The following is a 24,881-nucleotide window of genomic DNA, read 5'->3' as shown; positions in this document are numbered from 1 at the left end:
TGGCGCGCCGAGGGAAAGGGGCTACTTCTTCCGGAACTGGTCCAGCGACACGACCTTGGGGCCGTCGTCGCCGTCCTCGGGCGTCGGGCCGCGGGCCGGCTCGGCGGCGGCGACCTCGGCGGCGATGTCCTCGACCGTGGCGGGGGCCTCGAACTGCAGCAGGAACTGCACCGACGGATCGTAGAACCGGGTCACGGCCGTATAGGGCATGGCCAGCACCTTGGGCATGCCGCCGAACTTCAGCATGACCGAGAATTTCGTCGGCTCGACCTTCAGGTCCCAGTACTGATGCTGGAGCACGACCGTCATCTCGTCCGGATATTTGGCCATGATGTCGGGCGGCACGCTGACGCCGGGCGCCCGGGTCTTGAACGTGACATAGAAATGGTGCGCCCCGGGAATGCCCTCGGGCAGGGCGGCCCGTTCCAGCGCCGAACGGATGACGCCGCGCAGGGCGTCCTGCGCCAGCTGCTCGTAGTGCATCTCGTCGACGGGGGGCGTCTCTTCGGCCATGGGTCGCCTCGGCTGTTCGCGCGACTGATAGCGGCGCGCGGGCGCGGGCGGAAGATGCGAAGATGGTGAAAGTGCCAGGGGTTCTGTTGGCAGGCCCCCTGGCGGCCCCGCCCCAGGAACTGATCCCTGAGGACTTAAGTGTTCGAAATCACCCGAACCGCTTATGCGGCGAGAGCGACTTCTCCAGCGAAGTTATCGTTCGCAGTTAGAAAATGGCCCGATACGGTGGGCCAGGACGGGCGAAAGCAGTCTTCTTTACACGTCCGTCGATGCTAGTCGGCCCCATGCTCGCTCCGCCGATAACGCGGGGAAGAAATGGTGGAGCCGCCGGGAATCGCACCCGGGTCCGGTCCGCTTATTACAAGCGCGTTTATCGCCATAGTCCGGGCGAACCCGGACAGGACCAATATAGGCGCTTTGCCCCGACGTTCCAAGGGCTTCGCCGGGAGGGCTCGAACGGGCCCGCACTCGCGTGCCAGGGGCAGCGCCCTTGACCCGGGCTCCGGGAACGGTGTTCTGTGATCGGCTGTTGGGGAGAATTCCGATGCGTCCTGTGACCTTCGCCGCCATGGCCGCCGCGCCGCTGCTGCTGCTCGCGGCCTGCGACCAGCTCACGCCGGCTCCGGCGCCCGCGCCAGATCCCGCGCCGCCGCCGACCGCGACAAGCACGGTCTTCGGCGGTCTCGACCTCAGCCAGCCCTTCACCGTGCGCGGCAACGAGCCCTTCTGGGCCATCGCCGTCACCTCGGCCACGCTCGACTATTCCGGCGTCGATCGGCCACAGGAGACCGCCGCCAACCCCGGTCCCCAGGTCACGTCCGCGGTGGCGACCTATACGGTGACGACCAGCCTGAACAATCCGCTCGTCGTGGTCCTGACGCCCGGCCCGTGTTCGGACGGCATGAGCGAGACGGTCTATCCGCTGAACGCGACCGTCATCCGCCCCGGCGAAACCCTGACTGGCTGCGCCGGCGCCTGACTCCGGCTGGCGCGGTCAGACCCGCGCCCAGCCCGGGGTCTGGTTCCTGAACCAGGTCAGTTGCCGCTTGGCATAGTTCCGCGTCGCCTGGCGCGTCGCCTCGACGGCGGCGGCCAGCGTGGTCTCGCCCGCAAGATGGGCGGCGAACTCACGAACGCCGACCGCCTTCATGGCGGGCAGGGCGGGGTCCAGACTGCGTTCGGCCAGCGCCCGAACCTCGTCCAGCGCCCCGGCCTCGACCATCTGCGCCACCCGAAGGTCGCAGTTCCCGTAAAGGGCCTCGCGCTCCGGCTCGATCACCATCCCCGTCCACGATCCCGGCGACAGGAGGGGCATGGTGTCCGCCGTCCAGTCGCTGAGCGCCCGGCCGGTGTGCCGCGCCACCGCCCAGGCCCGGGTCAGCCGCTGTCGGTCGCCCGCCTCGATCCGCGTCGCGGCCGCCGGGTCGACCTCGGCCAGCCGACGCCGGAACACGGCCTCGCCCTCGGCATCGAAGGCCGCGCCGGCCGCGTCACGAGCCTCGACCGGCACATCCGGAATATCCGCCAGCCCCTTGGTCAGGGCCGTGAAATACAGACCGGTTCCGCCCACCAGCAAGGTCCGACGACCCGCGGCGCCCATCTCCGCCAGAATCGGCGTCACGGTCCGGCTCCAGCGTCCGACCGACCACGCCTCCGCCGCGTCGGCCACGCCATAAAGCCGGTGCTCCGCCGCCGCCTCGTCCGCCGCCGACGGCCGGGCGCTGAGCACCCGCAGATCGGCATACAGCTGCTGGCTGTCGGCGTTGACGATCACGGCCCCCGTCCGCCCGGCCATCTCCAGCGCCAGCCGTGACTTGCCCGAGGCGGTCGGGCCGGCCAGCAGGGTGATCAGGGGCTGGGACAAATTCGGCGCTCGCGGGGCAGGGGTGTTCGGCGATAGAACGCAGACCCCGCAGCCGCAACCCGCAGGACCTTCGCCTTGCCCGACAGAGCCGCCGTTCTCGCCGTCCTCGACGCCATCCGCGATCCGAAGAGCGGCCAGGGGCTGGCCGCCGCCGGCCTGGTCCAGGGCCTGACCGTCACGGACGACCGCGCCGGCTTCGTCATGGAGGTCGCCGCCGGCGACACCGCCCTCTACGCCCCGGTGCGCGACGCCGCCGAGGCCGCCCTCAAGGCGATGCCCGGCATGGACCGCGTCTCGGTCGTCCTCACCGCCGAGACGGCGCCGGCGAAGAAGCCGGCCCGCACCGCCTCGCTCTCGCCCCAGGCCGTTGACCAGACCCGGCCGAAGGCCCCGGTCCCGACCGATCGCCCCGCCCATGTCCGCCGCGTCCTCGCCATTGCCAGCGGCAAGGGCGGGGTCGGCAAGTCCACCGTCGCCGTCAACCTCGCCGCCGCCCTGGCCGCGCGGGGCCTCTCGATCGGGATTCTCGACGCCGACGTCTACGGCCCCTCGCTGCCGACCATGCTGGGCCTGTCGGGCAAGCCGGACTATCGCGACGGCATGATCGAGCCGCACCTCGCCCACGGCCTCAAGGCCATGTCGGTCGGCCTGCTGACCAAGGCCGACGACGCCATGATCTGGCGCGGCCCCATGGCCTCGCAGGCCCTGACCCAGATGCTGACCCAGACCCGCTGGGGCACGGCGGAGGCGCCGCTCGACATCCTCGTCGTCGACCTGCCGCCCGGCACCGGCGACGTCCAGCTGACCCTGATCCAGAAGACGCCGCTGGACGGCGCCGTCATCGTCACGACCCCGCAGGAAGTGGCCCTGGCCGACGCCCGCCGCGCCCACAAACTGTTCGAAAAGGTCGGCGTCGCGACCCTCGGCCTGATCGAGAACATGAGCGGCGAGGTCTTCGGCCATGGCGGCGGTGAGGCCGAGGCCGGCCGCCTGTCCATTCCCTACCTCGGCGACCTGCCGCTGGACGCCGCCTTGCGCCGGGGCGCTGACGCCGGCGTCCCTGTCGGGGTCAGCGCTCCCGGGGGCGACATCGCCGGCCGGTTCGCAGGCTTTGCGGAAACGCTGGCGAAAAAACTGGGCCTGTAGGGTTTTCAATCGCAACCCTAATCGCCACCTTGTCGGTTCCAGTCACCTGAGAGCCGCCCATGTCCGTCGACGCCCTGTTCCGCCCCTTCCAGGTCAAGTCCCTGAAGATGCCCAACCGCATCGTCATGGCGCCGATGACGCGGTCCTTCTCGCCGGGCGGCATCCCGACCAGCGACGTGGCCGGCTACTACCGCCGCCGGGCCGAGGGCCAGGTGGGGCTGATCATCACCGAGGGCACGGTCGTCGAACGCCCCGCTGCGCGCAATGACGCCGCCGTGCCTGTCTTCCACGGCGAGGCCCTGCCGGAATGGAAGAGGGTGGTCGAGGAAGTCCACGCCGCCGGCGGCCTGATCGCGCCCCAGCTCTGGCACGTCGGCTCGGCCCGCGGCCGCGGCGAGGACTGGTCCCCGCTCGGCAAGGTCGACAGCCCCTCGGGCATGACCACTCCCGGCAAGCGCGGCCTGGAGCCGATGACCGACGAGGACATCGCCGACACCATCGCCGCCTTCGGCCGCTCGGCCCGCGCGACGCGTGAACTCGGCTTCGACGCCGTCGAGATCCATGGCGCCCACGGCTATCTGATCGACCAGTTCTTCTGGTCCGGCCTCAACGACCGCGCCGACAAATGGGGCGGCGGGACCATCGCCGACCGCGCCCGCTTCGGGGCCGAGGTGGTCAAGGCCGTGCGCGAGGGCGTCGGCCCGGACATGGCCCTGATCCTGCGTCTGTCGCAGTGGAAGCTGCAGGACTACGCCGTCAAGAACGCCCTGACGCCCGACGAACTCAGCGAATGGCTCGCCCCGCTGGCCGAGGCCGGCGTAGACGTCTTCCACTGCTCGCAACGCCGTTTCTGGGAGCCGGAGTTCGAGGGCTCGGACCTCAATTTCGCCGGCTGGACGAAGAAGCTCACCGGCCTGCCGACCATCACCGTCGGCTCCGTCGGCCTCGACGGCGAGTTCATCGCAGCCTTCGGCGGCGCGGGCTCGAAGCCGGCTTCGCTGGATGGTCTGGTCAAGCGGCTGGAGGCTGGCGAGTTCGACCTCGTCGCCGTCGGCCGCGCCCTTCTGGCCGACCCGCACTGGGTCGAGAAGGTCCGGGACGGGCGGCTGGACGAGCTGAAGGATTTCGAGCGGTCGGCGATGATGACGCTCAGCTGAGGGTCGAGGGTCGAGGGTCGAGAGACGAGGGGAGGACAGGCGTTTTCGCCCCTCGCCCCTCGGCCCTACTCCCTACGCTTCCTCCACCACCACCGCCGTCCCATAGGCCAGCACCTCGGTGACGCCTTCCATGATTTCATTGGCCTCATAGCGCATGGCGATCACGGCGTTGGCGCCCATGGCCTGCGCATGGTCGACCATCTCCTGCAGGGCCTCGGCCCGCGAGGTCTCGGCCAGTTTGACATAGGTCCCGACCCGGCCGCCCAGCATCGACTGCAGCCCGCCGACCATGTCGCTGATGGCGTTGCGCGAGCGGACGGTGATTCCCCGCACCAGCCCCAGGGTCTTCACCACCCGGTAGCCGGGCGCGTCATTGGTGGTCACGATCAGCATGGTCATTTCCTTTCGAGAACGCGGAAGACGAAGGGATGGTCGTCCTTCTCTCCGGCGGGATGCGCGTCGGAGGATATCTCGGTCCAGGCCGCTTCGTCGAACGCGGGGAACAGCACGTCGCCCTCGGGCTCGGCCTCGACCTCGGTCAGATAGAGGCGCTTCGCCCGCGGCAGCGCCTTTTCGAACAGGGCCACGCCGCCGATGACGCAGATCTCCCCGACCCCGTCCTCTTCGGCCGTCTCGCGCGCGATCTCGACCGCCTCGTCCAGCGTCGTGCAGACCACGGCCCCGCGCGCCGCGAACGATTCATCGCGCGACAGGATCAGGTTCAGCCGGCCCGGCAGGGGCTTGAGCGGCAGGCTTTCCCACGTCCGCCGGCCCATGATGCAGGGTTTGCCGACGGTGATCGCCTTGAACCGCTGCAGGTCGCTGCGCAGCCGCCACGGCAGGTCGCCGTCCCGTCCGATCACGCCATTGCGGGCGCGGGCGACGACGAGCACGAGTTGGGGCAGGGCCAAGCGGACCTCGAAAAAACAGGCGACGGCCCGATCGGCCGCCGCCCGTTCTTACAGCCTCAGGCGTCGGGTTCCAGCACCTTGAACCGGAACAACAGCGCCCCCAGCACGGCGCCCGCGGCGGGCGCCGCGAAGAACAGCCAGACCTGGCCCAGCGCCTCGCCGCCCTGCAACACGGCCGGGCCGAAGCTGCGGGCCGGATTGACAGACACCCCGGTCACCTGGATGCCGACGATATGGATCACGGCCAGGGTCAGGCCGATGGCCAGACCCGCAAACGCGCCCTGACCCTTGGGTCCGGTCACGCCGAGGATGACGACGACGAAGATCGCCGTGGCCACGACCTCGAAGATCAGGGCCGCGTGCATGCCGTATCCGCCCGGCGATCCGGCGTCGAAGCCGTTGGCTCCCAGGTTCGTGAAGCCGGTCTGGGCGATCTGGCCGAGGATGGCCGCCCCCGCGACGGCGCCGAGAATCTGCGCCACCCAGTACAGACCCATGTCCTTCAGGGACATCCGTCCGGCGACAAAGGCCGCCAGACTGACCGCCGGATTGACGTGGCACCCCGAGACCGGCCCGATGCCATAGGCCATGGCCACGATGGCGAAACCGAACGCCAGGGCGATGCCCAGCTGGCCGACGTGGTCGAACCCGCCCAGCACCGCCGCCCCGCACCCGAACAGAACCAGCACCAGCGTGCCGACGAACTCGGCCGAAAACTTCTTCACCATGGCAACCTCCCCGTTGCGACGGCCCCGCCTTGCGCGGGGTCGAGGGGAGGGTGGAGCGAGTCTTATGGTGAAGCTAGACTGGCGGAACGTCGGTTTTCGGAGCCAGCCAGTGCAGCCATTTGCGCTGCATCGCCGCCTCGATATCGATCTCCGCCCGGTCGCAATAGATCAGCAGCATCCCCAGCACATCCGCCGCCTCGTCGCCCAGCTTGCCGGCGTCGGCCGTGCCCCGCGCCCGCCCGCTCATGCGCAGGTGCTCGGCCGTCAGCTCCCCCAGCTCCTCCTGGACCTTGAGCAGGGCCCAGTCGCCGGAGCGTTCGATGCCGTGCTCTGCGGCGTAGAGGTCGGAGATGCGCAGGACGTCGGCCTGCAGCGCCTTGAGGTCGAGGGTCATCAGACCGCGACCGGTGCCTTGATATGCGGCCACGGCTCATAGCCCTCGAGCACGAAGTCCTCGAGCGTATAGGCGAACAGGTCGTCGCGCGGCGTGATGGTCATGGACGGGGCGGGCAGGGGGGCGCGGGCCAGCTGGGTCTCGGCCTGTTCGATGTGGTTCAGATACAGGTGGGCGTCGCCGAAGGTGTGGACGAACTCGCCCGGCTTCAGCCCGCAGACCTGGGCCACCATCATGGTCAGCAGCGCATAGGATGCGATGTTGAACGGCACGCCGAGGAAGACGTCGGCCGATCGCTGGTACAGCTGGCAGCTCAGCTTGCCGTCCGCGACGAAGAACTGGAACAGGCAGTGGCACGGCGGCAGGGCCATGTCGTCGACGTCGGCCGGGTTCCACGCCGAGACGATGTGCCGGCGGCTGTTCGGATTGGTCTTCAGCCCCTCGACCAGTTTGGTGATCTGGTCGATCATCCGGCCGTCCGGCGCCGCCCACGACCGCCACTGTTTGCCATAGACCGGCCCCAGCTCGCCCTCGGCGTCGGCCCATTCGTTCCAGATCGAAACGCCGTTGTCCTTCAGCCAGCCGATATTGGTCTCGCCGCGCAGGAACCACAGCAGTTCGACGATGATCGAGCGCAGGTGCAGCTTCTTGGTGGTCAGGACCGGAAAGCCCTTGGCCAGGTCGAACCGCATCTGCCGCCCGAACACGCCGAGCGTCCCGGTGCCGGTCCGGTCATCGCGCCGGCTGCCGTTGTCGAGGATGTCGCGCAGCAGGTTGAGGTACTGCCACTCCGGATGGTCGGCATCGACCGCGCCGGTGCGAGCGTGGAGATCGGACAGGGCGGCGACGGCGTTCATGGCGATGACTGTGCCGATGATTCGGCGCTGTTGGCAGGCCGCTGATTCGGTTGCTCACAGAAACTTGGCCCGGCTGCCGTCTCCTCCCCATCTCCGATGGGGAGGGGGACCACGCGAAGCGTGGTGGAGGGGCGCCGCGCCGCGATCGTTGCTCACCACCCCTCCGTCACGGCGCAAGATGCGCCGCGCCTGAGGACGGCTCGTATACGAGCCGCCGCAGCCCCATCGCTTCGCGACAGGGAGGAGACCGGAGGCCTCAGCCCTTGAACCCGTCCTCATCCAGAAACGCCTGCTCCTCCGGCGTCGTCTCCCGCCCCAGCGCCCGGTTCCGGTGCGGGAAGCGGCCAAAGCGGACGATCACGTCGTGGTGGTGCTCGGCCCAGCGGTCGTCCGGCTTGCGGTCCATCCGGGTCTGGAACAGTTCACGCTGGCGGTCCTGATCGGCCCGATCCTCCGAATGCTGGAAGGGCAGGTAGAAGAACCGGCGGATGTCCCCCTCGATCTGCAGGTCGTGACCGGCCGCCAGCGCGCGGCTGGCGAAATGCCGCGCCAGGGGATCGGTGGCGAAGGCGTGGCCGGTGCCCCGGAACACATTGCGCGGAAACTGGTCCAGCAGGATCAGCAGGGCCAGCGAGCCCTCCGGCGTCTCCGCCCAGGGATCCAGCTCGCGCCGCGCGGCGGCGAGATGGGCGGCCTCGAACCGCTCCCGGAACCGGGCGTCAAAGGCGTCGTCCTTCTTGAACCACATCGAGGGCCCCGCCTCTTTCCAGAAGGCGACGACGGCGGAAGGCGTTATGTCTGTGCGCATGACCGATAACCTAGGCGCCCCGCTCCCCGTCTTCCATGACCGCGACTGCGATCTTTCCATCATCCGCGGCAAGCGGGTCGCCGTCATCGGCTACGGCAGCCAGGGCCGCACCCATGCGCTGAACCTGCGCGACTCCGGCGTCGCCGACATCGTCGTCGGCCTGAAGGCCGGGTCGGCCACCCGCGCGAAGGCGACCGCCGACGGCTTCCCGGTCCTGACCGCCGGCGAGGCCGCCGCCTCGGCCGATGTCGTCGCCGTCATGGTCTCGGACGAGGCCCACCGCGACCTGTGGCGCGACGAACTGGCCCCGGCGATGAAGCCCGGCGCCGCCCTGGTCTTCGCCCACGGCCTGTCGGTCCGCTTCGGCCTCGTGGAGCCGCGCCCCGACCTCGACGTCATCCTCGCCTCGCCCAAGGGCATCGGCCCGCGCATCCGCGACCTGTACGAGGCGGGGGAGGGGGTGTTCGCCCTGTTCGGCGTGCATCAGGACGCCACCGGCGGCGCCCACGCCCTCGGACTGTCCTACGCCGCCGCGCTCGGCTGCGGCCGCAAGGGCATCCTCGAGACGACCTTCGCCGCCGAATGCGAGAGCGACCTGTTCGGCGAGCAGGTCGTGCTGTGCGGCGGGGTGGCCGAGCTGGTCGACGCCGCCTTCATGAAGCTGGTCGAGGCCGGCTATCCGCCCGAGGTGGCCTGGTTCGAATGCTTCTACGAGGTCAAGCTGGTCACCGACCTGATGTTCGCGCGCGGCGTCGCCGGCGCCTTCACCCGCATCTCCAACACGGCGGAGTACGGGGCCTATCTGACCGGCCCGCGGATCATCGGCGAGCCGTCGCGGGCGGCCATGGACACGGTGCTGGGCGAGGTCCGCGACGGGTCCTTCGTCAGACGTCTGATGGCCGACTATGACGCCGGCTCGCCCGATCTGCTGGCCCGCCGCAAGGCGCTGGCCGGGCGCACGATCGAGACCGTGGGCGCGCATCTGAAGGCGGTAGCGGATAAGGCGGGGGATTGAGAGGGGGGATTGAGGCCGGGGGACCTCGGGGCCCCGAAGGGCGGTCTCGTCTTTCCGGGGAAAGATGGTCGGAGTGAGAGGATTCGAACCTCCGACCCCTGCGTCCCGAACGCAGTGCTCTACCAGGCTGAGCCACACTCCGACTTGAGGAGGGGGCTTATAGCGAGGGGGTTTGCCCCCCGCAAGCGGGGAAACGCGCGGCCGCGAAATAGTCTCGAAAGCGGTTCTTGCATCCCCCGCGGCCTTGTCGTATCTCGCACGCCTTCCGGCGCTTCGGCCCCGGAAACGCCGGACCTGCTGGGGAATGGTGTAATGGTAACACTCCGGTTTTTGGTACCGTCATTCTAGGTTCGAGTCCTAGTTCCCCAGCCATCCGCCTCCGCTGACAGGGTCATCCCGCGGGCTTCCGTTCAGGCGCGGGCGGCTCAGTGGGTCCTGGCGGACTCCAGCGGCAGACGGATGCGCACGCCGACGCCGGCCTCCGGGGCCGTCTCGATGCTCATCGCTCCACCCAGATGCTCGACCAGACCCTGAACCATCATCAGGCCTTCGCCCGGGACCAGGGTCGTGGCGCCGAGGCCCGAGTCGCGGACCACCAGGCTGACGCCGCCCACGGCGCGGGAGAAGGCCACGGCGATGGAGCCGCGCCGGTTGTCGGGGAAGGCGTGACGGCAGGCGTTGGAGATCAGTTCGTGGGTGATGATCGCCAGCGGCAGCAGGTGGCTGTCCGGCAGCAGCGCCGTCTGCCCCCGCACGTCCACCCGCACCGGCCGCCCCTCGCAGGCGCGGGTCCAGAAATCGGCCACGTCTTCGAGATAGCCGGCGAAGTCCAGCGGCCCGTCCGCGGCCATCCGGCGGCTGATCAGCTCCATGGCGGCGGTGACGTCACTGAGCCAGGTCAGATGGCGCACGCTCTCCGGATCGGTGACCGCGCGCAGGCGGATTCCGACGAGGGTCTGCAACAGCTGGTATCCGCCGACCAGCCGCCGTTGAACCTCGACCAACCGGTCTTCCGCCGCCGCCATCGTCCCCCCGTGGCATCAAAAAAGCCAGAAATTCTTAGCCCAGCCTGAACCGAATTGCCATCAGCGCGTTCCGTGTCCGCTAACGGACACAAAGAGTGTTAATGCGTCAGGTTAGCGCCGGGGGAATACAGTGTCTGATGCGCCCGACCTTCGGGTCATGATTGTCGAAGACCAGGCCCTGCTCGCCATGGAGCTGGAACTGGTGCTGGCCGAATCCGGCTGGGACGTCGTCGGCTGCGCCATGGACAAGGCGGGCGCCCTCCTCATCGCCGACCGCGAGCGGCCGGATCTGGCGCTGATCGACATCAATCTGCTGGACGGCATGACCGGCCCCGGGATCGCCCAGCATTTGGTCAGCGAGTACGGCTGCGCTGTGATCTTCCTGACCGCCAACCCCGAACAGATCCCCGACGGATTCGCCGGCGCGCTGGGGGCCGTGTCCAAGCCGTTCGACGAGGAGACCATCCGGTCGGTCGTGGCCTTCGCCGGCCGATTCATCCAGCACCGCACCCTCGGCGATCCGCCGCGACGCTTTCGCCTCGCGCCCTGGCTGACCACGCCGCCGGCCGACATCGCGCCGCACTGACCCTCCGGCCGGCGCGGCGCGCGTCGTCCTCAGTCGATCGTGACCCGCGCGAAGATCATGCCCCCGTCAGGATCGCCGCCGTAGAGCGGCTCCAGCCCGGCCGGCACGCGGTTGACGCTGTAGAGCGCGCCGAGGCCGAAGCGCATGTTCCGCGCCACCCGCCAGTCCCGCACCGCCCCGATCGAGGCCTTGGATACGGTATAGAGCGGTCCGTGCCCGCCGCCCGGGCCGGCGACCAGTTCGTCGGTCTCGATTCGCTCGGCGCGCGCGAACACCGTCCAGACCCCGTCCGGGGTGAAGGCCGTCTCCGCCAGCCAAGCATCTTTCGATTCGTCGTGGTCGTTGGTCTTGCGGCCCCACGCCAGGGTCGAGGACCACCAGCCGTCGGCGCCGATGCGCCGGGTGTGGAGCACGCTGGCCGACAACTTGGTCTCGTCTTCGCCAGGCTCCAGCTGCTCCGGCGCGGTCACGTCGGCGTATGACGCCTGCAGCGACCATTCCGGGCCGGGATTCCACGACGCGCGCACCGCCCAGCTGTCCAGTTCCGGCGACTCGATGTCATAGCGATCCTCATCCGGCTCGCGGCCCCGGAACGACGAGGCCTCCAGTTTGAAGGCGTCGTGCGCCCACCCCACCGTCGCCACCCCGAAGACGATATGGGTCGAATCCAGCCAGTGGTGGGTGATCGGCGCTTCCGGGCTGTCCATGGCGCTCATGCGATGCATGAAGGGGGGCGGGCCGAACGCCGGTTCTCCGGGCAGGCCGATATAGGCGAAGACGCTGTCGTTCTCGCCCAGGCGTCGGGCGTAGGAGGCCGATAGCTCCATCACCAGTTCGTGCGGGTGTTGGCGGTCGACCAGCGGGCTGACTCCGTCGGCGGTCTCGCCGGCCGCCAGCAGCAGGGGGAAGCCTTCCTTGCCCATGAAGGGATCGGGGCTGAGCATTGCGCGCAGGTTCAGGGTCGAGCCGTCGTCGAAATCACGCCGGGCCGCGCCCATAATCATGCCGCTGACGAAGGTCTTTTCGTCGCCTCTCGGCCCGTTCTGCCGGTCATGGACGAGGTTCAGCCGGGCGTGGCCCATCAACGACCAGTCGCCGCGCCTGTCATGGACGCCGCCATGTTCGGACAGGTCCGGCTGCCAGCTGGTGCCCGAGGCGTCGCGGGTCATCGGCCAGGCGCCGAGCGCGCTGATCATCAGATGATCCATCGTCGCCATGTCGTGCGCTGCATGTGGATTGTCCCCGGCCGCCGTCGGCGGGGGCATGACGTGACCGGCGTGCGGATCGGCCGGGACGCTCTGGACGGGCGGCGGGATCTGGGTCGGCGGCGTGGCGTGGTGGGAGGAATGGTCCTGGGCGGCGGCGTGCGGCGCCGACGCCAGCAGGGACGCGCCGGCGAGCGACGCGAGAGGATGGACAGCCATCATGGCCTCCTGAATTGCATGGAGATCGCGCGCCGCCGTGAGCGGCGCCGTGAATACGGGACGCGATCAGGCCTTGGGCGGGCCGGGCTCCGGCGCGGGCGACAGGCCGACTGGAAGGCAGGCCGGGGCCGGCGCCGCGGGCGCTTCAGGATGGGCGGTCAGTTCGCGCGCCGGCGGCTGCGGCGCGGGCATGACGACGCAGGCGACACAGCAGGCCATGGCCATCGGCCTGTGGCGCTCTGCGGGAGCCTGGTGGTGCGTGCCGGTGGCCGCCGTCGCCTCGTGACACGGCGGCGCTGTGTCGCCCGTCATGGCCGAAGCCGGGACAGCGCCCAGCATCAGCACGGAGAGGGCGCCCAGCAGCATCAGGATGATCTTCAGGCTTCGCACGGCCTTGATCTAGGGCCGATGCGCCCCCGACTCAAGTCAGGCCGCCGGTCAGATCCAGGCCCGGCCCCGTCGGAGGCGCGCCTTCGGGAGCCAGGTCCAGCTGCATCAGGGTGACGTCCAGCCAGCGTTCGAACTTCCACCCCACCTGGCGATAGACCCCCGCGTCGCGGAACCCCAGCGACCGGTGCAGGGCGATCGAGGCGCCGCTGGTGTCGCTGTCGCTGATGGCGCCGATCATGTGCCGCAGGCCCCGGGCGCGGGCGTGTTCGATCAGGCCTTCCAGCAGGGCTCGCCCCACACCCCGGCGACGGGCGCCCGCCTCGATATAGATCGAGACCTCGACTCCGTAGCGGTAGGCGGGCCGCGGACGGAACGGCGAGGCGTAGGCATAGCCGGCGAAACCGCCGTCGATCTCGGCGACCAGCCACGGCAGGCCGTGGCGCTTCACCGCCGCAAAGCGCTGCGCCATCTCCTCGAGACCGGGCGGGGTGGTCTCGAAGGTCGCGGTGCCGCCCTCGACCTCAAGGGCGTAAAGCGCCGTGATCGCGGGCAGGTCTTCGAGGGTCGCATCGCGGAGAAACGGCCTCATCTGTCCAGCCGAGCGCTGGAGAGATCGTCAGCAACTGTCAGTAGCGTCACGGGAAAACCCTGTTATCTTGCGGGCGTATTCAGGGGAAGGGGATCATGAGAACACATCTCTTCATCGCGGCGATAGCCGTTTCGCTGGTCGCCGGCACGCCGGGCATGGCCGCCGCCCAGAGCAAGCCCGGCATGGCCCCGCCGGCGCCGGTGCGGCCGGCCACGGTCGATGTCCGGGTCTGCAACGAAAGCGGACGCAACGGGACCGTCGCGATCTCCTATGTCGAGGTCGGCACCGGCCGGTTCATCAATCGCGGCTGGTATGTCGTCAACGACGGCGCCTGCACCGAGCTGGTCTCGACCGACAATTCGAACTTCTACATGTACGGCGACACCCTCGACGGCTCGGGTCGCACCTGGTCCGGCAATCACGCCCTGTGCGTCCAGTATCCCGGACCCTACACCTTCTGGTCGGACGGCAGCGATACCTGCCCGGCCGGCTACGAGATCCGCAATTTCGTTCCCATGCGCGCCGAGGAAACGGGCCCCTTCACCTGGACGCTCGAGCCCTAGACGGGAGGGGGAGGGGCCCTCAGGCCCCCTCCCAGCCCCTGTCGATGGCCCAGACCGCGAAGGCGTAGTCGTGGGCGACCTCCTTCAGATAGTCGAAGCGGCCCGATGAGCCGGCGTGGCCGGCCTCCATGTTGATCTTCAGCAGGACCGGCTTGCCCGAGGTCGTGGCCGGCCGCAGCTTCGCGACCCATTTCTCCGGTTCCCAATAGGTGACCCGGGGGTCGGAAAGGCCTCCGGTCGCCAGCACCGCCGGATAGGCCATCGGGCCCACCTGATCGTAGGGGCTGTAGCTCATCATATAGTCGTAGGCCTCCGGGTCCTCGATCGGATTGCCCCATTCGGGCCATTCCGGCGGCGTCAGCGGCAGGCTGGTGTCGCTCATGGTGTTGATCACATCGACGAACGGCACCTGGCCGATCACCCCGGCCCACAGATCCGGCCGCATGTTGTTGACCGCCCCCATCAGCAGGCCGCCGGCCGACCCGCCCTGGGCCACGATATGCCCGGCCTTGCCGTGGCCGCTCGAGATCAGGTGTTCGGCGGCGGCGATGAAGTCGGTGAAGGTGTTCTTCTTGGTGAAGCGCCGGGCGTCGAGGAACCAGCCCCAGCCCTTGTCCGAGCCGCCGCGGATATGGGCGATGGCGTAGATCCAGCCACGGTCGACCAGCGACAGCCGGTTGGTCGAGAAGCTGGCGGCCATCGGGATGCCGTACGAGCCGTAACCGTACAGCAGCAGCGGCGCCGAGCCGTCGACCGGCGTCGACTTGCGGCGCAGCACCGTCACCGGCACGAGTTCGCCGTCGGGGGCAGGGGCGTTCAACCGCTCGACCACATAGTCCGACGCGTCGTGGCCCGACGGCACCTCCTGCACCTTGCGCAGGGTCCGCTCGCGCGTGGCGAGGTCGTAGTCATAGGTCGAGGTCGGCGTGGACGGAGAGTTGTAGCCGTAGCGCATCACCGTCGTGTCGAACTCCGACGCCCCGGCGAGGGACAGGGAGTAGGCGGGTTCGTCCACCGCGATCTCGTGGTCGGCGCCGGCGCGGTCGCGGATGACGATCTTCGTATTGGCGTCGGCCCGTTCCTGGCGGGCGAGGTGGGTCTTCACCAACGCCATACCCTCGATGTACCGGCCCGGCGTGTGCGGGACGAGGTCGGTCCAGTGCGCCTTGCCCGGCGTCGCCGTCGGGGCCTCGACGATCCGGAAGTCGATCGAGTCGTCGGCGTTGGTGCGGATCACCCAGCGGTCGCCCCAGTGGTCGGCGTCGTACAGCCGCCCGACGTGCCGCGGCTCAAGCACCGCAGGCGTCGCCGTGGGCGTGGCGGCCGGAATGACGCGGGCCTCGGACGTTTCCTGGTTGGCGATAGAGATGATGACAAAGGCGTCGTCGGCGGTGCGGCTGACGCTGATGAACATGCCGTCATCGGTCTCCTCATAGACCAGCGAGGCTTCGCCGCCGCGGGCCGGGCGCCGGAAGATCTTGTCCGGACGGCCGTTGTCGTCGCGGTTGGTCCAGAAGATCCACTGACTGTCCGGCGAGAAGGTGAAATTGCCGGTCGCCGAGCCGATCGGATCGGGCAGGACCTCGCCGGTCGCGAGATCCTTGACGAAAATCCGGTGCACCTCGGACCCTTGCGCGTCCTCGGCATAGGCGAACAGGGCATGGTCGGGGCTGTGGTCGGCGCTGGAGACCTCGGAATAGGCCTTGCCCTCCGCCAGAGCGTTGGCGTCGAGCAGCAGTTGGGCCTCTCCCGCGCCCGCCCGCGGCTTGCGCATGTACCGGGGATGCTGGTCGCCGGTCTTGTACTCGACGAAATACTCCCAGGCGCCGTCAGGCGAGGGGACCGACGAATCCGCCTCCTTGATCCGCCCTTTCATCTCCTCGAACATCGCCGCCTGCAGCGGCAGGGTCGAGGCCATCATGGCCTCGCGATAGGCGTTCTCGGCCTCCAGAAGTTCCTTCACATCCGCCTTGATCAGGGTCGGATCGCGCAGCACCGCCTGCCAGTTGTCGTCCTTCATCCACTGATAGTCGTCGACGCGGACCCGCCCCAGCTGCTCGATGCGGACCGGAATCTTCTTGGCGACGGGCGGGACGGGGGTTCCTTGAGGCATCGGGGCTCCGGATGGGCGGGCTTGGACGGGAAGGGCGGTTGCGGCGAGCGCGGCGGAGGCGGTGGCGAGAAGATCGCGGCGATTCATGACAGGGTCCCCGATTGTCCGGCGGACCTTGTGCGCGCGGGCCGCCCGCCGTCAAATGAACAAACGCCGCTGGCCGGATAGGAACGATGTTCGACCTTCAGACGCCGCCCGAGCCCGTTCAGGAGCCGCCCATCGCGGGCCTTGCCGCGCCGGCCTGGGACCTGACGGTCGGCCTGATCAGCGCCACGGTGCAGCTCGACCAGAACAACGGCGACGCGACCCGGCGCGTCGGCACAGGGTTCCTGATTGAGGCCCCGCGGCCGGATGGATCGCCGCGCACCGTTCTGGTGACCGCCCATCATGTGCTGGCCGGCATGGCCGCGCCCGAGGCGCGCATCGGCTGGCGCGTCGAAATGCCCGGCGGCGGCTGGCGGTTCGCCCCGGAGCCCTTGCGGATTCGGGACGAGGCGGGGGAGGCCGTCTGGACCAGACATCCCGAGCGTGACATCGCCGTGATGGAGATATCGGCCCCGCCGGTCTTCGCCCGCGCCGCCATCCCGCTGGGCTGGCTGGCCAGCGGCGACGACCTGACGGCCTGGCAGGTCGGGCCGGGTGACGAACTGCTGACCCTCGGCTTTCCGCGAGGATACTCCTCGAACACGGCGGGGTTTCCCATCCTGAGGGTGGGACGGATCGCGTCCTGGCCGCTGACGCCGATCGAGAGCTTTCCTGTCTTCCTGCTTGATTTTCCGGTCTTTCCGGGAAACTCGGGCGGTCCGGTGTTCTGGACGCCCGCGGCGCGCAAACTGCCGGGCACGGTTCAGCCCGACCATCCGTTCATCGCCGGCGTGCTGACCTCCGAGGTGCGTCCGTCTGATGAACCGCTCGGCATCGGTCTGGTCGCCCATGCGAGCTTCGTGCGCGAGGCCATCGCCTTGCTGGACGCCACGGACGTGACGGAACAGGGGCCTTAACCGCCTCAGGGCTCCACCGGCCTTTAATGCGCATAAGAGATATTATGCGAAATCAGATATGCGGTTTCGGCCCACTCAACGGGGCTCGCGACCCCTTGCGATCCGCCACAGCTCCAGCACAGAGACCAGTTGCCGCGCGCGCCACAGTCCAACCAGATAGACGACGGCCACGACCGTCAGGATCGACAGCATGTACCAGAACGCAAACTGGTTGGCCTTGAACGCCGCGATCAGATTGTCCGGCATCAGCTCGGCCGCGCCCAGAATGACTGTCACCGGAATGCTGAAATAGACCAGGGCGACGAAATGGAACATCTGCTCGTGCCGCGTCAGGTTCAGCCGGGCCAGCGCGACCACGCCGTCAAACTGGTCCGGCGCGGCGTCGAGCAAGGCGAAGGCCTTGTCGGTGGAGTCGTTTCGCCGCAGGCCCGTGACGAAGTCATTGCCGAAATAGCTCCACGATCCCGGTGAACCCACGGCCTCAGACGGCGCCGTCCAGATCGCGAACAGACTCTTCAAGGACCACCATAGCGCCCAGACCGGATGCGGCGGATTGCGCGGCAGCCAGAAATGGCGGGCCCGGCGGCGTCGCGGTGGCGTCAGCGCCTCGGCTTCCGGTCCTGCAATCTCGCCGCCAGGCTCGATGTGTCCCATCGCGATCCCCCCATGGATTGCACCTCGGAATAGAATTGATCGACCAGCGCCGTCAGCGCCAGATGCGCGCCATTGGCGCGGGCTTCATCGAGCACCAGCCCCAGGTCCTTGCGCATCCAGTCAACCGCGAAGCCGAAGTCGAACTCGCCCGCGGCCATGGTCTTCCAGCGGTTGTCCATCTGCCACGACTGGGCCGCGCCCTTCGAAATGGCGTCATAGGCCGCGTCCGTGTCGAGGCCCGCGACCTCGGCGAAATGCACCGCCTCGGCCAGGCCCTGGACGACGCCGGCGATGGCGATCTGGTTGACCATCTTGGTCAGCTGGCCGGATCCCGACGGACCCATGTGTTTCACGGCCTTGGAATAGGCCATCAGCGCCGGTTCGGCCCGCGCCAGCGCCGCCGCGTCTCCCCCGGCCATGACGCTGAGCTGGCCCTTCTCGGCCCCCGCCTGGCCACCCGAGACGGGCGCGTCGATGAAGGCGCGCCCCTGCCCCGCCGCCAGCCCGGCCATCTCGCGCGCGACACGGGCCGAGGTCGTGGTGTGGTCGACGATCACCGCGTCGGCGGCCAGATGCGGCAGCGCCTCGCTGACCACCTGCCGGACGTCGTCGTCATTGCCGACACAGAGAATGAACAGTTCGGCCCCGTCCGCGGCGTCCGCCACCGTGGCGGCGAAGCGGCCGCCCGTCGATCCGGCCCAGGCCCGCGCCTTGTCCGGCGAGCGATTGAAGCCGGCCACCGCGTGCCCGGCCTCGACGAGATGCCGCGCCATCGGCGCGCCCATGACCCCCAGGCCGGCCAAACCGATCTTCATGCCCCGGGCTCCTCGGCGACGCCGTAGCGTCCACGGAAATAGGTCAGGCCCGCCCCCGCCCGGGTCTCGAAGGCCGTCACGGCCCCGACGATGGTCGAATGGTCGCCCATCACGATCCGCTCCGTGGCGAGGCAGTCCAGCCGGGTCAGGGCGTTTTTCAGCCGCGGCGGCTCGGCGCTGGAGCTGTCGAACTCGTCCGACGACAGCCGGCAGACGCCCCAGGCGAATCGATCCGACATTTCACGGTCCTCGACCGGCAGCATGTGGATCGCGAACCGTTCAGCGCCCGCGAAGGCGTCGTGGCGGTCGGAGGACCGGTCGAGGCACCACAGCACCAGCGGCGGGTTCAGCGACACCGAGGTGAAGGAGTTGACGGTGATCCCGTAAGGCCCGTCCGGCGTATGGGCCGTGACCACGCAGACGCCGGTCGCGAACCCGCCGAGGGCGCGGCGATAGGCGGCGGAGTCAAAGGCGGCGGGATCGGTGATGCTCACGTCTGACGACTATGCGACCCCCCGCGTCCGGGCAAGGCGCGACATGGGAAACGCCGCCTTAACCTTGATCCCCCCACCCTGCCCCCAGTTCTCCGCCAAAGGTCCGCGTCCCCATGTCCCTGAGCGATCGCCCGATCCTCATCAAGAAGGTCAAGAAGGTCAGCGGCGGCGGCCACCACGGCGGCGCCTGGAAGGTCGCCTACGCCGACTTCGTCACGGCCATGATGGCCTTCTTCCTGCTGATGTGGCTGATCAACACGACGGATCCTGAACAGAAGCGCGGCATCGCCGAGTATTTCGCCCCGGCCAGTGTGTCGCAGACCACCTCGGGCTCGGGCGGCATCCTCGGCGGCACCTCGCTCGGCGACGACGGGGCCAAGGGGTCGGGTTCGCAGTCCGTCATCAGCGAACTGGCGCCCGAGGCGCCGCAGGATGCACCCCAGGAGGTCGGCCAGAACCAGAATCTGGCGGCGGCCAGTGAAGAGGCCCTGCGCGATGAGATCGCCCGGCGCGAGGCCGCCGAATTCTCGTCGGCCGCCGAATCGCTGCGCCAGGCCATGCAGTCGATGCCCGAACTGGCCGAGCTGTCGAAACAACTGATCATCGACCAGACGCCCGAGGGCCTGCGCATCCAGCTGGTCGACCAGGAAGGCCGTTCGATGTTCGAACAGAACTCGGCCCGGCCGAACGCCCGTGCCCAACTGCTGCTGCGGACCATTTCGCGGGTGATCAACCAGCTACCCAACCGCATCTCGATCACCGGCCACACCTCGGCCGCGCCCGGGGCGAACCGGGCCACCGGCCCCAATGACTGGACCCTGTCGTCGTCGCGCGCCAACGCCTCGCGCCTGATCCTGCAGAGCGCCGGCGTCGATGCGGATCGCGTCTACCAGGTCTCGGGCAAGGCGGGCTCTGATCCGCTGTATCCGGATGACCCGACCCTTGCGGGCAATCGTCGCATCGCCATCGTCCTGTTGCGCGAGGCGCCGGTCCTGCCGACGGACACCAGCCTGTGACTGCCCGCCCCGCACATGCGTGTGGGGTGAACGGACTTGCCCGCGGGCGTGCGCCGGGTGCAGATCAGGACATGAATCGACGTCCGCCCCACTGTCGGCGAAATCGGATGCGGATGTAGCGCCGTGACCTTTGTTCCCCAGCGCCAGCTTCGCTTCTACATGACGACCGTGGCCCCCTGCCCCTATCTGCCGGGGCAGACCGAGCGGAAGGTGTTCGCCAACCTGCCCTTCAGCGAGGGCGCCCACGTCAATGACGAACTGACCCAGGCCGGCTTCCGCCGCAGTCAGAACATCGCCTATCGCCCGGCCTGTGAATCCTGCGACGCCTGTGTCTCGGTCCGTCTGCCCGTGCCCGAGTTCGACTTCTCAAGATCGCAGCGCAAGGTGCTGAAACGCAACGCCGATCTGTCGCGCGACCTGGTCGAGGCCGAGGCCACGATCGAGCAGTTCGAGCTGCTCAGGCGCTACCTCAACGGCCGCCATCCTGGAGGCGGCATGAGCGCCATGACCTGGCTCGACTATGTCGCCATGGTCGAGGACACGGCCGTCCGCACCCATCTGATCGAATACCGCCTGCCCTCGCCCGACGGCGGGCCCGGCGATCTGGTCGGCGTCTGCCTGACCGACCTGCTCGGGGACGGGCTGTCGATGGTCTACAGCTTCTTCGACCCGACGCTGGAGGCCCGCAGTCTCGGCCGGTTCGCCATCCTCGACCATGTCCGCCAGGCCCGCATCGTCGGCCTGCCCTTCGTCTATCTCGGCTACTGGGTCCGGGGATCACGGAAGATGGACTACAAGGCCGGGTTCCGGCCGATGGAACAACTGACCAAGCTCGGCTGGGAACGTCTGGGCGATCAGCCCGCAGCGGGCGCCGAGGTCGCATAGCCGGCCGGCGGCCCGGACAGGGTTTCGCCGCCCCAGGGACCGGGATCCACCCCGCCGCCGAACCTGACCAGGGCGTCGACCCGTTTCTGGATCGGCGGATGGCTGGCGAACAGGCCTTCGAGACCGACACCGTCCGGCTGGTTGTCGAGGAACAGCTGCTGCAACTCGTCCGGGCCCTTCAGCGACGACCGGCCCTCGACCTTGCGCAGGGCCGAGATCATGGCGTCCGGGTTCTTGGTCAGCTCGACCGCCCCGGCGTCGGCGACATACTCCCGGGTCCGCGACAGCATCATGCGGATGACGATCGCCAGGGCGAAGCCGACCGCGGCGAAGGCCAGGCCGATCAGGATCAGCGGCATGGCGTTCTTGTTGTCCCGCCGGCCGCCGCCGCGCGAATAGACGAGACCGCGGAACACCAGTTCGGCGATGACGCTGATGATCCCCGCGAAGATCGAGGCGATCACCATGGTGCGCACGTCCTTGTTGATGACGTGGGTGAGCTCGTGAGCCAGCACGGCCTCGAGTTCATTGCGGGTCAGGGTGTTCACGAGGCCGCGGGTGACGGTGATGCTGTACTGACCCTCGTGCAGGCCGGTGGCGAAGGCGTTCAAACCCTCGCTGTCGATCACGCGCAGGGTCGGCGTCCGTAGACCGCGAGAGATCGCGAGGTTTTCCAGCAGGTTATAGAGGTCCGGCTCAGACTTCCTCTCAACCTTCCGGGCCCCGGTCATCACGTCGATCATGGCCTGGCTGCCGAAGTAGGAGATGGCGAACCAGATGCCGGCGACGATGAAGGCCAGCGGTATGGTGCCGGCCAGCCAGGAAGCGGCCAAGGCCATGTCGTCGCCCAGTCCGCGCCCGGTCCCGGGCAGGAAGCCGAACCCCATCAGCACCAGCTGCAGCCCGTAGATGATGAAGATCATCAGCACGGGGAAACCCGCCAACAGCAGGACCGAGCGGGTGTTGTTCGCCCAGATGTGGGTCTGGAGCCCGACGGCGGCCATCGATGCGGTTCCTTACGCCGTGAAGCTGACCTTGGGCGGTGCGGCGTTCATCGTGGCGCGCTCGCCCTCGCCCACGTCGAAGAAGGGCTTGTCCGAGCCGAAGCCGACCATGCCGGCGAACAGGACGGTCGGGAACTGGCGGCGGACGGCGTTGAACTCGCTGACGGCGTTGTTGAAGAAGCGGCGGGCGGCGGCCAGCTTGTTCTCGATGTCCGACAGCTCGCGCTGCAGCTCGAGGAAGTTGGTGTTGGCCTTGAGGTCCGGATAGGCCTCGGTCAGGGCGAACAGCCGGCCCAGGGCGCCCGTAAGCATATTCTCGGCCTCGACCTTGTCGTTGACCGAGGTGGCGGTCGTCGCGGCCGAACGGGCGGCGATGACAGCTTCCAGCGTGCCCTTCTCGTGGCTGGCGTAGCCCTTCACCGTATCCACCAGATTGGGGATCAGGTCATGGCGCTGCTTCAGCTGCACGTCGATGTCGGCGAACGACTGGTCGGCGCGCTGGTCCAGGGCGACCAGCTTGTTGTAGGCGCCCACGACGACGAACAGCACCAGGGCGACGATGACGGCGATGACGATCAGGGTGGTCAGCATGGCGGTCTCCAGCGTCGGCCGATGATCGACCGTTCAGTCAATATGGGGCCGGGCGACGCCGCCCCAAACTAAAATCGGCGTAACCGCGCGCCCACGCGCGTCACCGGAACTTCCTCAGCCCCCGCGGCCCCTGACGGCCGGCCCCGGCGCGCTTGCCCAGCCAGTCCTTCCAGTCCGGCCAGTTGCGGCGACGGCCGCCGCCGTCGACCCACTCCGGACCATGGGCGCCGTCGAACACGGCGACATCGGCGAGGCCGCCCTGTTTGTAGTTCTGCAGCTTCACCCCCTTGCCGCGGCCCATCTCGGGCAGCTCGGCGAGCGGGAAGATCAGCGCCTTGATGTTGTCGCCGATGACCGCGACCTGGTCGCCGTGGACGCGGATGGCCGCCAGCATCTCGCCGTTCAGCACCTGTTTGCCGCCCCGCTTCTGGGCCAGCAACTCGTCCTCGGGCGCGATGAAGCCATAGCCGGCCTTCGACGCGACCAGCAGCTTGCCGCCCGGCTGGTGCGCCAGAATGTTGATGATGTCGGCCTTCTCGTCGAGATCGATCATCAGCCGCAGCGGTTCGCCATGGCCGCGGCCCGATGCCAGCTTGTCGGCCCCGACCGTGAAGATGCGGCCGTCCGACGCCGCGACCAGGATCTTGTCGGTCGTATAGCCGGGCACGAGGAAGGCGAGGCTGTCGCCCTCCTTGAACTTCAGTTCAGACGGATCCTCGACCTTGCCGCGGGCGGCGCGGATCCAGCCGCGTTCGGACAGGATCACGGTGATCGCCTCGCGCGGAATGAAGGCCTCGACCGAGACGAAGGCCGATGAGTCCACGGCCTCGGCGATGGTGGTCCGGCGCGGCGAGACCAGCGCCTTGCGCACGGTCTCCAGATCCTTGCCGACCTGCTTCCACTGCTTGGCCGGCGAGGACGACAGCGACTGCAGCGCGGCAAGTTCGTCGGCCAGCGCTTTGTATTCATTCTCGATCGTCATTTCCTCGATCCGCGCCAGCTGGCGCAGTCGGGTGTCGAGGATGAAGTCCGCTTGGAGTTCGCTGAGGCCGAACCGCGCGATCAGGACGGCCTTGGGCTGTTCCTCCTCCCGGACGATGCGGATGACCTCGTCGAGGTTGAGGAAGACGATCCTCAGGCCTTCCAGCAGGTGCAGCCGCTTCTCGACCCGGTCGATCCGCCAGCCGGCCCGGCGCACCAGCACCTCACGGCGGTGATCGAGGAAGGCCTGCAGACAGGCCTTCAGCCCCATGACGCGCGGCGTCCCCGTGGCGTCCAGCACGTTCATATTGATCGGGAAGCGGATCTCGAGATCGGAGAGCTTGAACAGGCTCTCCATCAGCACCTCGGGCTCGACCGTGCGGCTCTTGGGCTCGATGACCAGCCGGATGTCCTCGGCCGACTCGTCGCGCACGTCGCCCAGCAGGGGCGCCTTCTTGTGCTCGATCAGGTCGGCGAGGTCGGCGATCAGTTTCGACTTCTGCACCTGGTACGGCATCTCGGTGACGATGATGCGCCAGACGCCGCGGCCGAGGTCCTCGGTCTCCCAGCGGGCGCGCAGGCGCACCCCGCCGCGACCGGTCTCATAGGCGTCGAGGATGGAGGCATGGCCCTCGACGGCGACGCCCCCGGTCGGGAAGTCCGGGCCGGGCACAATGCCGGCGAGTTCCTCCGTCGTGGCGTCCGGGCGGTCCAGCAGCAGATGGCAGGCGTCGATCAGCTCGCCGACATTGTGCGGCGGGATCGAGGTGGCCATGCCGACGGCGATGCCCGACGAGCCGTTGGCCAGAAGGTTGGGGAAGCCGGCCGGCAGGACGATCGGTTCTTCGCCCTGATCGTCGTAAGTGGGCCGGAAATCGACCGAGTCCTGATCAATGCCCTCCATCAGGAGGACCGCCGCCGGAGTCAGCTTGCACTCGGTGTAGCGCATGGCCGCGGCGTTATCGCCGTCGATATTGCCGAAATTGCCCTGCCCATCGACGAGCGGATAGCGCTGGGCGAAGTCCTGCGCCAGACGGACCAGGGCGTCATAGATCGAGGCATCGCCGTGCGGGTGATAGGTGCCCATCACGTCGCCGACGACCTTGGCGCATTTGCGCGCCGCCGCCTGCGGGTTCAGCCGCATTTGATGCATCGTGTACATGATGCGCCGGTGCACCGGCTTGAAGCCGTCGCGCACATCCGGCAGCGCCCGGTTGGTGATGGTCGACAGGGCGTAGGCGAGATAGCGGCGCGAGAGCGCCTCGCTCATCGGCTCGTCGACGATGCGTCCGCCTTCCGGCGGCGGGGTGTGAACGGTCATGGGCCTGCGAATCGGCGAAGAGAAGGCCTGAGTCTA

Annotated in this window: 28 protein-coding genes, 2 tRNA genes and 1 other RNA gene; 10 read left to right on the top strand and 21 right to left on the bottom strand. The window is 68.6% G+C overall.

What is annotated here, in order from left to right; translation table 11 throughout:
• Positions 1-21: 21 nt before the first annotated feature.
• Both B2742_RS06570 and ssrA read right to left on the bottom strand, forming a co-directional pair.
• Positions 22-513, bottom strand: a complete 492-nt coding sequence (locus tag B2742_RS06570) for an SspB family protein (protein ID WP_292064268.1) — start codon at positions 511-513, stop codon at positions 22-24.
• Positions 514-583: 70 nt separating this feature from the next.
• Positions 584-951: a transfer-messenger RNA gene (gene ssrA / locus B2742_RS06565) on the bottom strand.
• 106 nt (positions 952-1,057) lie between these two features.
• Here ssrA and B2742_RS06560 point away from each other — a divergent pair.
• Positions 1,058-1,492 carry a COG3650 family protein gene (locus tag B2742_RS06560; RefSeq protein ID WP_292064266.1) on the top strand — a complete coding sequence of 145 codons (435 nt, stop codon included), beginning with the start codon at positions 1,058-1,060 and terminating at the stop codon, positions 1,490-1,492.
• 15 nt (positions 1,493-1,507) lie between these two features.
• On the opposite strand, the gene miaA is transcribed toward B2742_RS06560, so the two are convergent.
• The gene (miaA, locus tag B2742_RS06555) at positions 1,508-2,377 is read right to left on the bottom strand and encodes a tRNA (adenosine(37)-N6)-dimethylallyltransferase MiaA (protein WP_292064263.1); all 870 of its coding nucleotides are present in this window, start codon (positions 2,375-2,377) and stop codon (positions 1,508-1,510) included.
• 75 nt (positions 2,378-2,452) lie between these two features.
• Here miaA and B2742_RS06550 point away from each other — a divergent pair, with 75 nt between their 5' ends.
• Both B2742_RS06550 and B2742_RS06545 read left to right on the top strand, forming a co-directional pair.
• Positions 2,453-3,523 (top strand): Mrp/NBP35 family ATP-binding protein, encoded by a 1,071-nt coding sequence (locus tag B2742_RS06550; protein WP_292064260.1) that lies wholly within the window; start codon positions 2,453-2,455, stop codon positions 3,521-3,523.
• A 59-nt stretch (positions 3,524-3,582) separates the two neighbouring features.
• On the top strand, positions 3,583-4,680 hold the full coding sequence (locus tag B2742_RS06545) for an NADH:flavin oxidoreductase (RefSeq protein WP_292064258.1): 1,098 nt from the start codon (positions 3,583-3,585) through the stop codon (positions 4,678-4,680).
• Between the two features lie 72 nt (positions 4,681-4,752).
• Here the strand turns inward: B2742_RS06545 and B2742_RS06540 are convergent, their stop codons facing one another.
• The 6 genes from B2742_RS06540 to B2742_RS06515 all read right to left on the bottom strand — a co-directional run bounded on the left by B2742_RS06540 (position 4,753) and on the right by B2742_RS06515 (position 8,378).
• The gene (locus B2742_RS06540; RefSeq protein WP_292064256.1) at positions 4,753-5,073 is read right to left on the bottom strand and encodes a YbjQ family protein; all 321 of its coding nucleotides are present in this window, start codon (positions 5,071-5,073) and stop codon (positions 4,753-4,755) included.
• 2 nt (positions 5,074-5,075) lie between these two features.
• Complete coding sequence (locus tag B2742_RS06535; protein WP_292064254.1) at positions 5,076-5,591, bottom strand: dihydrofolate reductase; 516 nt, start codon at positions 5,589-5,591, stop codon at positions 5,076-5,078.
• 56 nt (positions 5,592-5,647) lie between these two features.
• Positions 5,648-6,319 (bottom strand): aquaporin, encoded by a 672-nt coding sequence (locus B2742_RS06530; protein WP_292064253.1) that lies wholly within the window; start codon positions 6,317-6,319, stop codon positions 5,648-5,650.
• A 73-nt stretch (positions 6,320-6,392) separates the two neighbouring features.
• Positions 6,393-6,713, bottom strand: coding sequence for a phosphoribosyl-ATP pyrophosphohydrolase (locus B2742_RS06525; protein ID WP_292064250.1), 321 nt, complete (start codon positions 6,711-6,713; stop codon positions 6,393-6,395).
• Positions 6,713-7,570 carry a thymidylate synthase gene (locus B2742_RS06520; protein ID WP_292064248.1) on the bottom strand — a complete coding sequence of 286 codons (858 nt, stop codon included), beginning with the start codon at positions 7,568-7,570 and terminating at the stop codon, positions 6,713-6,715. Before B2742_RS06520 ends, B2742_RS06525 begins: the two co-directional genes overlap by 1 nt.
• A 256-nt stretch (positions 7,571-7,826) precedes the next feature.
• Positions 7,827-8,378: a DUF924 family protein gene (locus B2742_RS06515; RefSeq protein WP_292064247.1), complete on the bottom strand. Its 552-nt coding sequence runs from the start codon at positions 8,376-8,378 to the stop codon at positions 7,827-7,829.
• Between B2742_RS06515 and ilvC the strand changes: the two genes are divergently transcribed.
• Entirely contained in the window at positions 8,377-9,393 is a 1,017-nt protein-coding gene (gene ilvC / locus B2742_RS06510) for a ketol-acid reductoisomerase (RefSeq protein WP_292064245.1), read from the top strand. The genes B2742_RS06515 and ilvC overlap by 2 nt on opposite strands.
• A 65-nt stretch (positions 9,394-9,458) precedes the next feature.
• On the opposite strand, the gene B2742_RS06505 is transcribed toward ilvC, so the two are convergent.
• Positions 9,459-9,535 (bottom strand) — tRNA-Pro (locus tag B2742_RS06505).
• 156 nt (positions 9,536-9,691) lie between these two features.
• On the opposite strand from B2742_RS06505, the gene B2742_RS06500 reads away from it, so the two are divergent.
• Positions 9,692-9,765, top strand: a tRNA-Gln gene (locus B2742_RS06500).
• Positions 9,766-9,818: 53 nt separating this feature from the next.
• On the opposite strand, the gene B2742_RS06495 is transcribed toward B2742_RS06500, so the two are convergent.
• Positions 9,819-10,418: a sensor histidine kinase gene (locus B2742_RS06495; protein WP_292064243.1), complete on the bottom strand. Its 600-nt coding sequence runs from the start codon at positions 10,416-10,418 to the stop codon at positions 9,819-9,821.
• Between the two features lie 157 nt (positions 10,419-10,575).
• Here B2742_RS06495 and B2742_RS06490 point away from each other — a divergent pair, with 157 nt between their 5' ends.
• Complete coding sequence (locus B2742_RS06490; RefSeq protein WP_292064241.1) at positions 10,576-11,004, top strand: response regulator; 429 nt, start codon at positions 10,576-10,578, stop codon at positions 11,002-11,004.
• A 29-nt stretch (positions 11,005-11,033) separates the two neighbouring features.
• Here the strand turns inward: B2742_RS06490 and B2742_RS06485 are convergent, their stop codons facing one another.
• The 3 genes from B2742_RS06485 to B2742_RS06475 all read right to left on the bottom strand — a co-directional run bounded on the left by B2742_RS06485 (position 11,034) and on the right by B2742_RS06475 (position 13,407).
• A complete protein-coding gene (locus B2742_RS06485) occupies positions 11,034-12,428 on the bottom strand; it encodes a hypothetical protein (RefSeq protein WP_292064239.1) in 1,395 nt (464 codons plus the stop codon).
• A 66-nt stretch (positions 12,429-12,494) separates the two neighbouring features.
• A complete protein-coding gene (locus B2742_RS06480; protein ID WP_292064237.1) occupies positions 12,495-12,818 on the bottom strand; it encodes a hypothetical protein in 324 nt (107 codons plus the stop codon).
• A 31-nt stretch (positions 12,819-12,849) separates the two neighbouring features.
• Positions 12,850-13,407, bottom strand: coding sequence for a GNAT family N-acetyltransferase (locus B2742_RS06475; protein WP_292064235.1), 558 nt, complete (start codon positions 13,405-13,407; stop codon positions 12,850-12,852).
• 95 nt (positions 13,408-13,502) lie between these two features.
• Here B2742_RS06475 and B2742_RS06470 point away from each other — a divergent pair, with 95 nt between their 5' ends.
• Positions 13,503-13,970 carry a DUF1036 domain-containing protein gene (locus B2742_RS06470; protein WP_292064233.1) on the top strand — a complete coding sequence of 156 codons (468 nt, stop codon included), beginning with the start codon at positions 13,503-13,505 and terminating at the stop codon, positions 13,968-13,970.
• Between the two features lie 19 nt (positions 13,971-13,989).
• Here B2742_RS06470 and B2742_RS06465 read toward each other — a convergent pair whose 3' ends face one another.
• Positions 13,990-16,170 carry a S9 family peptidase gene (locus tag B2742_RS06465; RefSeq protein WP_292064231.1) on the bottom strand — a complete coding sequence of 727 codons (2,181 nt, stop codon included), beginning with the start codon at positions 16,168-16,170 and terminating at the stop codon, positions 13,990-13,992.
• A gap of 86 nt (positions 16,171-16,256) precedes the next feature.
• Between B2742_RS06465 and B2742_RS06460 the strand changes: the two genes are divergently transcribed.
• On the top strand, positions 16,257-17,084 hold the full coding sequence (locus B2742_RS06460; protein WP_292064229.1) for a trypsin-like serine peptidase: 828 nt from the start codon (positions 16,257-16,259) through the stop codon (positions 17,082-17,084).
• Positions 17,085-17,159: 75 nt separating this feature from the next.
• Here B2742_RS06460 and B2742_RS06455 read toward each other — a convergent pair whose 3' ends face one another.
• From B2742_RS06455 to B2742_RS06445, 3 genes are all read right to left on the bottom strand, one after another.
• Positions 17,160-17,603 (bottom strand): hypothetical protein, encoded by a 444-nt coding sequence (locus tag B2742_RS06455; protein WP_292064227.1) that lies wholly within the window; start codon positions 17,601-17,603, stop codon positions 17,160-17,162.
• Between the two features lie 80 nt (positions 17,604-17,683).
• Positions 17,684-18,553, bottom strand: coding sequence for an NAD(P)-dependent oxidoreductase (locus B2742_RS06450; RefSeq protein WP_292064225.1), 870 nt, complete (start codon positions 18,551-18,553; stop codon positions 17,684-17,686).
• Positions 18,550-19,047: a flavin reductase family protein gene (locus B2742_RS06445; protein WP_292064223.1), complete on the bottom strand. Its 498-nt coding sequence runs from the start codon at positions 19,045-19,047 to the stop codon at positions 18,550-18,552. Before B2742_RS06445 ends, B2742_RS06450 begins: the two co-directional genes overlap by 4 nt.
• Before the next feature lie 113 nt (positions 19,048-19,160).
• Here B2742_RS06445 and B2742_RS06440 point away from each other — a divergent pair, with 113 nt between their 5' ends.
• Both B2742_RS06440 and B2742_RS06435 read left to right on the top strand, forming a co-directional pair.
• A complete protein-coding gene (locus tag B2742_RS06440) occupies positions 19,161-20,063 on the top strand; it encodes a flagellar motor protein MotB (protein WP_292064219.1) in 903 nt (300 codons plus the stop codon).
• Positions 20,064-20,186: 123 nt separating this feature from the next.
• A complete protein-coding gene (locus tag B2742_RS06435; protein WP_292064217.1) occupies positions 20,187-20,948 on the top strand; it encodes an arginyltransferase in 762 nt (253 codons plus the stop codon).
• Here B2742_RS06435 and B2742_RS06430 read toward each other — a convergent pair.
• From B2742_RS06430 to parC, 3 genes are all read right to left on the bottom strand, one after another.
• Positions 20,918-21,952 carry a M48 family metallopeptidase gene (locus tag B2742_RS06430; protein ID WP_292064215.1) on the bottom strand — a complete coding sequence of 345 codons (1,035 nt, stop codon included), beginning with the start codon at positions 21,950-21,952 and terminating at the stop codon, positions 20,918-20,920. The two genes, B2742_RS06435 and B2742_RS06430, sit on opposite strands and share 31 nt — an antisense overlap.
• A gap of 12 nt (positions 21,953-21,964) precedes the next feature.
• Positions 21,965-22,543 (bottom strand): LemA family protein, encoded by a 579-nt coding sequence (locus tag B2742_RS06425; protein ID WP_292064214.1) that lies wholly within the window; start codon positions 22,541-22,543, stop codon positions 21,965-21,967.
• A gap of 100 nt (positions 22,544-22,643) precedes the next feature.
• Positions 22,644-24,845: a DNA topoisomerase IV subunit A gene (parC, locus tag B2742_RS06420; RefSeq protein ID WP_292064212.1), complete on the bottom strand. Its 2,202-nt coding sequence runs from the start codon at positions 24,843-24,845 to the stop codon at positions 22,644-22,646.
• Positions 24,846-24,881 lie beyond the last annotated feature (36 nt).

It is taken from the genome of Brevundimonas sp. UBA7664, assembly GCF_002483305.1.
Lineage (GTDB): Bacteria > Pseudomonadota > Alphaproteobacteria > Caulobacterales > Caulobacteraceae > Brevundimonas.
Note: the sequence above shows the minus strand (reverse complement) of the source record. Positions and strands in the feature narration are given on the sequence as shown.